Source organism: Neobacillus notoginsengisoli, from assembly GCF_003515685.1.
Taxonomy (GTDB): domain Bacteria; phylum Bacillota; class Bacilli; order Bacillales; family Cytobacillaceae; genus Bacillus_D; species Bacillus_D notoginsengisoli.
The window spans coordinates 91104-99662 of sequence record NZ_QWEG01000014.1; the positions used below are offsets into that span (position 1 = coordinate 91104).

10 protein-coding genes are annotated in these 8559 nt (G+C 46.9%); 9 read left to right on the forward strand and 1 reads right to left on the reverse strand.

Features of this window, described 5'->3' with window-relative positions; genetic code table 11:
- Positions 1–456 precede the first annotated feature (456 nt).
- The 3 genes from uvsE to D1B31_RS19580 all read left to right on the forward strand — a co-directional run bounded on the left by uvsE (position 457) and on the right by D1B31_RS19580 (position 3482).
- Complete coding sequence (uvsE, locus tag D1B31_RS19570) at positions 457–1431, forward strand: UV DNA damage repair endonuclease UvsE (RefSeq protein WP_118923582.1); 975 nt, start codon at positions 457–459, stop codon at positions 1429–1431.
- A gap of 109 nt (positions 1432–1540) precedes the next feature.
- Positions 1541–2020, forward strand: a complete 480-nt coding sequence (locus tag D1B31_RS19575) for a PH domain-containing protein (RefSeq protein WP_118923584.1) — start codon at positions 1541–1543, stop codon at positions 2018–2020.
- Positions 2013–3482 carry a PH domain-containing protein gene (locus tag D1B31_RS19580; protein WP_118923586.1) on the forward strand — a complete coding sequence of 490 codons (1470 nt, stop codon included), beginning with the start codon at positions 2013–2015 and terminating at the stop codon, positions 3480–3482. Before D1B31_RS19575 ends, D1B31_RS19580 begins: the two co-directional genes overlap by 8 nt.
- A 70-nt stretch (positions 3483–3552) precedes the next feature.
- Here D1B31_RS19580 and D1B31_RS19585 read toward each other — a convergent pair whose 3' ends face one another.
- Positions 3553–4137: a rhomboid family intramembrane serine protease gene (locus tag D1B31_RS19585; RefSeq protein WP_118923588.1), complete on the reverse strand. Its 585-nt coding sequence runs from the start codon at positions 4135–4137 to the stop codon at positions 3553–3555.
- Between the two features lie 156 nt (positions 4138–4293).
- Here D1B31_RS19585 and acpS point away from each other — a divergent pair, with 156 nt between their 5' ends.
- From acpS to D1B31_RS19615, 6 genes are all read left to right on the forward strand, one after another.
- Positions 4294–4644, forward strand: coding sequence for a holo-ACP synthase (gene acpS, locus D1B31_RS19590; protein ID WP_118923590.1), 351 nt, complete (start codon positions 4294–4296; stop codon positions 4642–4644).
- Positions 4645–4765: 121 nt separating this feature from the next.
- On the forward strand, positions 4766–5785 hold the full coding sequence (locus tag D1B31_RS19595) for a LolA family protein (RefSeq protein WP_118923592.1): 1020 nt from the start codon (positions 4766–4768) through the stop codon (positions 5783–5785).
- A gap of 186 nt (positions 5786–5971) precedes the next feature.
- A complete protein-coding gene (alr, locus tag D1B31_RS19600; protein ID WP_118923594.1) occupies positions 5972–7132 on the forward strand; it encodes an alanine racemase in 1161 nt (386 codons plus the stop codon).
- A gap of 3 nt (positions 7133–7135) precedes the next feature.
- Complete coding sequence (locus tag D1B31_RS19605) at positions 7136–7354, forward strand: hypothetical protein (RefSeq protein ID WP_118923596.1); 219 nt, start codon at positions 7136–7138, stop codon at positions 7352–7354.
- A 349-nt stretch (positions 7355–7703) separates the two neighbouring features.
- A complete protein-coding gene (locus D1B31_RS19610; protein WP_066197417.1) occupies positions 7704–7985 on the forward strand; it encodes a CopG family ribbon-helix-helix protein in 282 nt (93 codons plus the stop codon).
- Positions 7986–7989: 4 nt separating this feature from the next.
- Positions 7990–8340 (forward strand): type II toxin-antitoxin system PemK/MazF family toxin, encoded by a 351-nt coding sequence (locus tag D1B31_RS19615; RefSeq protein ID WP_118923598.1) that lies wholly within the window; start codon positions 7990–7992, stop codon positions 8338–8340.
- The last annotated feature ends 219 nt before the right edge of the window (positions 8341–8559 follow it).

An 8559-nucleotide genomic window follows, 5' to 3' on the forward strand; every position in this document is an offset into this window, starting at 1 on the left:
CCAAAAACCCTATAGCAGTCCGAAGATGTACAATGTTCGGACTGCCACCTGAGTTTTAAGCGTTTCTCTGTCCGAAGAGGCCACAAGTTCGGACAGTGATTCTCCCAAAAACCCTATAGCAGTCCGAAGATGTACAATGTTCGGACTACCACCTGAGTTTTAAGCGTTTCTCTGTCCGAAGAGGCCACAAGTTCGGACAGTGATTCTCCCAAAAACCCTATAGCTGTCCGAAGATGTACAATGTTCGGACTGCAACCTGAGTTTTAAGCAGTTCTCAGTCCGAAGTGGCCACGAGTTCGGACAGCACCCCGCGAATTCAGCAGCTCTCGGTCCAAACCATCCTACCGACTTCGGTAAAACATCTCCCGCCCCATAACACCGCCCATCCTTAATCTCATGAAAACCCCAACCTCTACGCATATTAACACCAAACCCATCACAGGAGGTATACACGAGATGACGATTGTACGGCTGGGGTATGTGGCGATGAGCACCACTGTCCCGCACTGCTCTCCGTCCCAGACGATGACTTTTGCCCACTTCCAGAAACTTAAAAACAGGGAGGCCGCCCTTCGAAAGCTGGAACGGATCGCCCTGTCCAATCTGACCAATTGCTTAAGGCTGCTCAGGCATAATTCGGCGCATGACATCCGTTTCTTCCGGTTCAGCTCACGCCTGATTCCGCTTGCGAACCATGAGGAACTGTCGGACTGGGACTATATCAGCCCACTAAAGAAAGGCTTCCAAAAAATCGCTCAATTTATTACCGAAAATCCTACTAGAATCGATTTTCACCCCGATCATTTCGTCGTGCTGAATACGAATAAGCAAGAAATCCTACGAACTTCCATTCAGACGCTTTCGCTTCACTACCGGATGCTGAAAGAGATGGGGATTCCGCCAAAGCACCGATGCGTCATCCATATCGGGGGCGGATACAATGACAAAGAGAAAGCACTGGAAATGTTCATTCATAACTGGGGCTTCCTGAACTCCCGTTTACAAGAAATGATCATGCTCGAGAATGACGACACCACATTCACTTTGAAAGAATGCTTGTATTTGTGTGAAAAGCTAGGTGTTCCATGTGTGTTTGACTACCATCACCATCTGGCTCATCATGCCGGAAAAAGTGACTGGGAAGAAGATTGGGAACGGGTTATTGCTTCATGGGCCCATTCACCGCTCCGGGTAAAAATGCATATTTCGAGTCCGAAATCGGAACGGGAATTCAGGGCGCATGCAGAGTATATTGACCCGAACATGTTTATGGACTTTTTGCAAAAAATAAAAGGCTCTGTTCCGGAAATTGATTGCATGATTGAGGCAAAAGGAAAAGACGCAGCCTTGTTCAAGTTAATGGACGACCTAAAGCTCCAACAAGATAAGGGAATTGAAATGATTGACCAGGCCTCTTTCTTCATCAAGTGAAAAAGCCAGACCAAACACCCAGAATTCCCCGTACCAATTAATAATAATGCGACAGTACTTATCCTCCGCTATACTATAAATATGAATAGAAGGAAAACGGAGGATACATATGATTTCACAGCCTGAGAAAAGAATTTCCAAGAAGGCGCTAAAAGTATGGCGGCTGTCAGGAGCACTTGGCACCCTGTTCATCTCGGTTCCCGCTATTGCCATGATCGCTCTTTCAATCATTTTCAGCTGGCCGCTATGGATTCCTATAGTAGTCCTAATACTGGTGGTGGCCAATACATGGTTTTCAGTATTCTTACTCCCTTCCCTCTGGTGGAAACGCTGGCGCTACGAAGTAAGGGAACAGGAGATTGAAATCCAGAAAGGGCTTTTTGTAATAAAACGGACGTTGGTCCCGATGGTCAGGGTCCAGCATGTTGATACTTCCCAGGGCCCGATTTTGCGGAAATATAAACTGGCGACGGTTTCCGTGTCCACGGCTGCGACAATCCATGAAATTCCGGCCCTGGAAGAAGAGGAAGCCGAAGCGCTTAGAGTGCAAATATCACGGCTTGCAAGGGTGGCGGATGAAGATGTTTGAACCGAAAAGGCTCCACCCCGCAGCGGCAGTTGTGAATACGGTAAAACAATTAAAGGAAATGATCATTCCGCTCGCCACATTTTTACTCATTGGTTCAAGGGGCGGCTGGAACAAGTTTTATTTACTGCTGGCTGTCGCGGGAATCGTGTTCGCGCTTGTAACCGGAATTGTGTCGTGGCTTCGTTTTACATACCGGATCGAAGAAAATGAACTTAGGCTTGAGTACGGAGTGTTGATTAAGAAAAAAAGATACATACCTATTGAAAGAATACAGAGTGTCGACAGGATTGAAGGAATTCTACACAGACCATTGGGGCTAGTCCAAATCAAGATTGAAACGGCGGGTGGCGGGGGCCGCGGTGAAAGTTCCGAAGCGGTACTGGCAGCGATCACGAAGGATGAGGCCGGTATTCTTGAGGAAGCAATCACAGCGGGCAAAACTGGAACGGAAGCAGCATCGGAAAATGATGTCGCGGAACTAGGCGGACAAAACGAGACAGTCTACAAACTATCTCCCGCGTCCCTGTTTCTGATGGCTTCCACATCAGGCGGAGCAGGAGTGGTCATTTCAGCAGTATTGGCGTTCATCTTTCAGTTTGAGGAACTGATCCCTTATAAAAAAGTGTTCAAAGGATTGGAAACGCTCGTTTCAAATGGCGTTATTTTTATCAGTATTCTGTTATTTTTCGCGTTTCTTGCTGCGTGGCTCCTAGCGGTTTTTGGCATGATGCTGAGATATGGGAATTATTCGCTTGAAAAAACGGAGACCGACTTTATCATTTCCCGCGGCCTGCTTGAAAAAAGGAAATTCACGATTCCGTTTCAGCGAATCCAGGCTGTCCAGATTGTCGAGAGTCCTGTCCGGCAAATGCTCGGGTATGCCGAAGTTTTCGTCGACAGTGCGGGTGGTTCGGTAGAGGGGCCAGGCAGTTCCAGAGTACTTCTTTTGCCGATGGTAAAGACCAGCGAGATTGCCGCCATTCTTGGAATCCATCTGCCTGATTATCATTTTCAGCCGGAGATTACGTCAGTCCCACCTAGGGCGCTCAGACGCTATCTGTTCAGGAACCTGGCCATTGCATTGCCGCCATCCGTTGTGGTTGCTATTATGTTTCGCCCGTGGGGATTGGCCGCGCTCGCGATTCCAATAATGGCCGCGGTCTGGGCTTATTCGAAATTCCGGGCCGCGGGATGGGGGCTTGAGGGCGAGCAGTTGTCGCTCCGATACAGAAGAATACCTAAAATAACGGTCCATATGCGCAAAAATAGAATCCAGTCGCTTGACATAGGAGAAAGCTATTTTCAAAGGAAGAACCGCCTTGCGCGGATAGCTGCTTTTGCAAAATCAGGGTCCGGTACAGCGGGCGGAGGCGTCCGGGATTTGGAGTCATCAGACGCGATGGCCATTTATAGCTGGTTTTCCCGCGGTGGCAAAAATGCTCCTCCGGAAAATGAGCAATAATTAACCGGAAAATAGCCACTAAGAAAAATGGGCAATAAAAAAGGGAGCCGGCCAGCGATTCCCCTTTAATCTATCTGCGGCCTGTCGCAGCCCCAAGCAAAAAACCTGCCAATAGCCCGAAAAGGTGGGCAGTGATATTGATATTCGGCTGGAGGAAGGTCATGACGATGCTAATGGCGGCGATGGTTACGATTGTTTGGCTGTCCTGGCGCGACATTGTCCTTTTACGCAATAGCACAATGGAAACATAATAGCCGAACAGTCCGAAAATGGCGCCGCTCGAACCAACATGGCGGTAGGTCAAGGGCTCGAGCAGGTAGGTGGCAAAATTCGCCGCTATTCCTGAGACCAAATAAACAAAGATGAATTTTCCGCGCCCGAGCATCCGTTCGAGACCAGGTCCGAACAATACGAGCGAAAAGCTGTTAAATAGAAGATGGGTAAATCCGCCGTGCAAAAAAATTGGCGTCAAGAGCCGCCAATACTCTCCATGGGTGATATATAAATTAACGCCTGCGAAGTTATCGAAAAACCAATAATTCGGGAAGATAGGCAAAGTGCTTGCCAGATATAAAGCCAGATGAATGGCAATAATGACAGATACAACAGGATAATAACGGATAAATTGGCCTAGGCTTTCGGTTCTTGCGAACATGCGCGGCCTCCTTTCTGGAGATTTTTTAAGGTAAACGTCTATTAGTTGCAAAATGAATCGTTATTCTTTTCATTTCAATCATAGCCGGAAAGTACCGGAAAAATCCATTCATGAAATTCGTATGCGTATAATAACCCGAATAGAAGGAAGATGGATATGATTATAGGGATAGGCTTAGATTTAATCGAAATTGACAGGATCAGCGACCTTTTAAAAAGGCAGGAACGGTTCCCAAACCGAATTTTGACCTTAGCGGAGTTGGAAGTGTTTGAATCGCTTCCTTCCAAAAGACAAGTGGAATTTTTAGCCGGAAGGTTCGCCGCTAAAGAGGCGTATGCCAAGGCGTTGGGGACGGGAATCGGGGAGCTTTTATCCTTTCAGGATATTGAAATTGCGAAAGACGAACTTGGAAAACCCTTTTTTCAAAAGCCTGCTGGACGGCGGACTCATTTATCTATTACCCATACAAAGCAATATGCAGCCGCACAGGTAGTGATTGAAGAATAGGAGAACCGTTTCTCTTTTTTTGGCCAAGGTTGGCATGCCTTATCATAATCACCCAGGTTGTCTCATATATTCGTAATGACATAGAAAAGCGATTGATTTTGAGACAAAAGGGGTTGAAGGAATGAGGAAAAAGATGTTGCTGATCGTTGCCGGGTTGCTAACGGTTTTCGTCCTGTCCGCATGCGGCTCCAAGTCGCAGGAGTCTGTACGGAAAGAGTTAACAGACAAGCTTGAAGATTTATCGGGATATAAAGTGAATGCCAAAATGACACTTGCCATGGGAAAAACCCCGCAAGTATATGATGTTGAAATCTGGCACAAGGATCCATCTTATTATCGAGTGAAACTGAAGAATGCGAACAAGGAACAAAGCCAGATGATCCTCCGAAACGACGATGGGGTATTTGTTTTGACTCCTGCGTTGAACAAAAGCTTCCGTTTTCAAAGCGACTGGCCAAAAAACAGCAGTCAGGCCTATTTGTACGAATCCTTAATCAGAGACATAGTGGAAGATAAAGAAGCGAAATTTTCCGCGTCGAAGGAGTATTATGTGTTTGAAACAAAAACACGCTATCAAAATAATCAAGTGCTCCCCACCCAGGAAATCAAGTTGAACAAAGACTTGTCGCCTGCCTCTGTTAAGGTCATGGACGCTGATAGGAACACGATTGTATCGGTAAAGTTCTCGAAGGTAAAATTTAATGCCAAGTTTGAGACCGATGACTTTGAAACGAAGAAAAACATGACAAGAGCCCAGATTGGCGCACCTGTAATGGCTGAAGCAGACCAGAAGGATACTTCCTTTGCAGTAAAATATCCTGTTGCTGAATTAAAAGGAGTCTCACTTCTTGATCAAAAAGAAATTTCACTCGAAGATGGCAAAAGGGTGGTGCTTACCTATGGAGGAGAAAAATCATTTACACTCATCCAGGAAAAGCGGACTGTCGAGACTGCCTCTGCATCTTATCCTGCTGACGTGAATGGCGAGCCTGCTGACCTTGGATTTACAATCGGGGCACTAACAGACCACTCCATTACCTGGAATCAGGACGGCATTGATTATAGGATTGCTTCGAATCAATTAACAAAGGACGAAATGATTACTCTAGCAAGGTCTGTTCAGGGCGACCTGGTAAAGTGAAATATACCATAAAAAATTGACTGGCAGGCCCGGGGTGACGGGTCTGCCATTTTTAGTGCTATTGAACTTGCTTTGGTCGCCAACCAATTATTGGACTCGGGAATAGAAGGATTTTGCTAATAGACCTAGAAGGATTTATGATAAAATAAAAAAATTAATTGAAACAATGCCAGGGAAGTGAAGTAATTGGAGAAACAAGGTTTTTTTTACAGGGATACATGGGCTGAAGTTGATTTGGATGCGATTTATCAAAACGCCTCAGCCATTAAAAGGCTTTTGCCCGACGATGTCGAGTTGATTGCTGTCGTAAAGGCAAATGGGTATGGCCATGGAGATGTGGAAGTGGCGGAAACAGCCCTCGCTGCGGGAGCCGGGTATCTCGCGGTGGCCTTCATGGATGAAGCCTTGGCATTACGAAAAAAGGGAATTGCGGCTCCTATCCTAGTTCTCGGGGCAACCCGTCCTGAAGATGTACATGTAGCGGCGAGGAATCGGATTACACTGACTGCCATCAACTTCGAATGGTTGGAAAAAGCAGCCAGCGTTCTTGGGGATTCCTCTCTCCGGATTCATATCAAGGTAGATACGGGGATGGCGAGGCTTGGCTTTAAGGGTCTGGATGAATTAAAACAGGCCGAAGCTTTCTTGGAACAGGATTCCCGGTTTTTACTTGAAGGAATCTTCACGCATTTCTCGACAGCTGATGAACTGGAGAGTAGCTATTTTCAACACCAGCTGAAGGAATTCGAAACTCTCCTCGAATCGCTTACTGTCCGGCCTAAATACATTCATGCCAGCAACAGCGCTGCTGGGATGAGATTTGCGGGAGCAAGATTCAATGCCATCAGGCTAGGGATTTCGATGTACGGACTGTCGCCTTCACCGGAAATAAAATCAAGTCTTCCAGTCGAGTTGAATGAGGCGTTTTCTCTTCACTCCCGGCTTGTACAGGTGAAAAAACTGCATAAAGGAGAAAAGGTCAGCTATGGCGCCACGTATGAAGCAAGCAATGAGGAGTGGATAGGCACCATTCCGATTGGGTATGCGGATGGCTGGATCCGAAAACTCCAGGGGCAAGAGGTGCTAGTAAATGGACTCCGGGCACCGATTGTCGGCAGGGTGTGCATGGATCAGTGTATGGTCAGGCTGCAGGAATATGCGCCGGTAGGAACGGAAGTCACGCTAATAGGGAAACAAGGATCTAATTTTGTCAGGATTGATGAAATCGCCAGAAAGCTTGAGACCATCAACTATGAAATTCCGTGCATCATCTCGAATAGAGTTCCGCGCCTGTATAAAAAGGACGGCAAAATTGTCGGGATGCACAATCATGTGTTAGGGAGCTAAACGGTGCTCCTGCGACAGAGCAAACTCGGGGAAGCTTTGTTCAGCTCGTCGCAAAGCTGCGAGGAAGTAACGCATGCAATTGCCGCCTCCGCTTTTCGTGATGTCCAGCTGCGGCGGCTAGGGGCTCGGGGTCTTAAGCCATTTCCTTCCGGAGGGCAGGCCCATCCTGCAGGAACTGTCTTAAGCTGGTCGGGGCTGAACAGCCGCCTCCGCTTTTCGTAATGTCTAGCTGCGGCGGCTAGGGGATCGGGGTCTTAAGCCAATCCGTCAAGAAGGAAAAGACCGCCTTCTGGCCGTCTCGTCTTAATCCTGTCGCCCCTGGGCGAGCCGCCTACGCTTTTCGTGTTTAATTATGTTTTTTTTGGCCAATACTACTTGTTGATTGTGGAATTGGCTTTGCAAGCCATGAGAATCATGTTATTATTAGAACTGGTAGAAAATAAGGCGAGTTCTTGTCCGACAATGAAGTCGTGTGACAGGAGCACCTGTATTTAAATTAAAGAGAAATTGGTTTAACCGCCTTTTGAGGCGAAATAAAATGGTCTGTATAGTGATGGTGGAGGTGTAGCTTGTGTCAGAGACTGGCGCAACAACGGAAATCCTGGTAAAGTTACCGCAACATCTTTTAACCGAGTTGGATGGAATTGTGAAGCTTGAAAATGTGAACCGCAGTGAATTTATTTACCAGGCAACAAAAGCTTATATGCGCGAACGGAAAAAAAGACAAATTCGCGAAGCAATGAGGCGGGGTTACATGGAGATGGCCAAAATTAACTTGACGATTGCGTCAGAGGCATTCCTTGCCGAATATGAGGCGGAACACACTGTTGAACGTCTTGTAAGCGGAGGATAATCCTTTGATTGTTAAACGTGGTGACGTTTATTTCGCAGACCTTTCCCCAGTTGTCGGCTCTGAACAAGGCGGCGTCCGGCCTGTACTTGTCATTCAAAACGACATCGGGAACCGGTTTAGTCCCACAGTAATCATTGCAGCAATCACGGCGCAAATCCAGAAAGCCAAGCTGCCAACCCATGTTGAAATTAATGCGAAGCGCTATGGTTTTGAACGAGATTCAGTCATCCTGCTGGAACAAATCCGGACCATTGATAAACAACGGCTTACGGATAAAATTACCCATCTTGATGACGAAATGATGGGAAAAGTGGACGAAGCATTGCAGGTGAGCCTCGGTCTTATCGAGTTTTAACACATTACGCTCTACTCGGGCGTTTTTTACATAACCACCCTCATATGAATGATTCTGATAAGGCGGGCCCGGATGGGTACGCCTTTTTATTTTTGCGTGCCCAGGCAAGCCGTTAATTGCTAATTGGTGAAAGTCCAATCTGAGTAAGTACCAAGACGCTCATTAGCTGACAGGCAACTGGTGGAGAAATCCTAAGGTTGAAGCCCTGTGACAACGTAA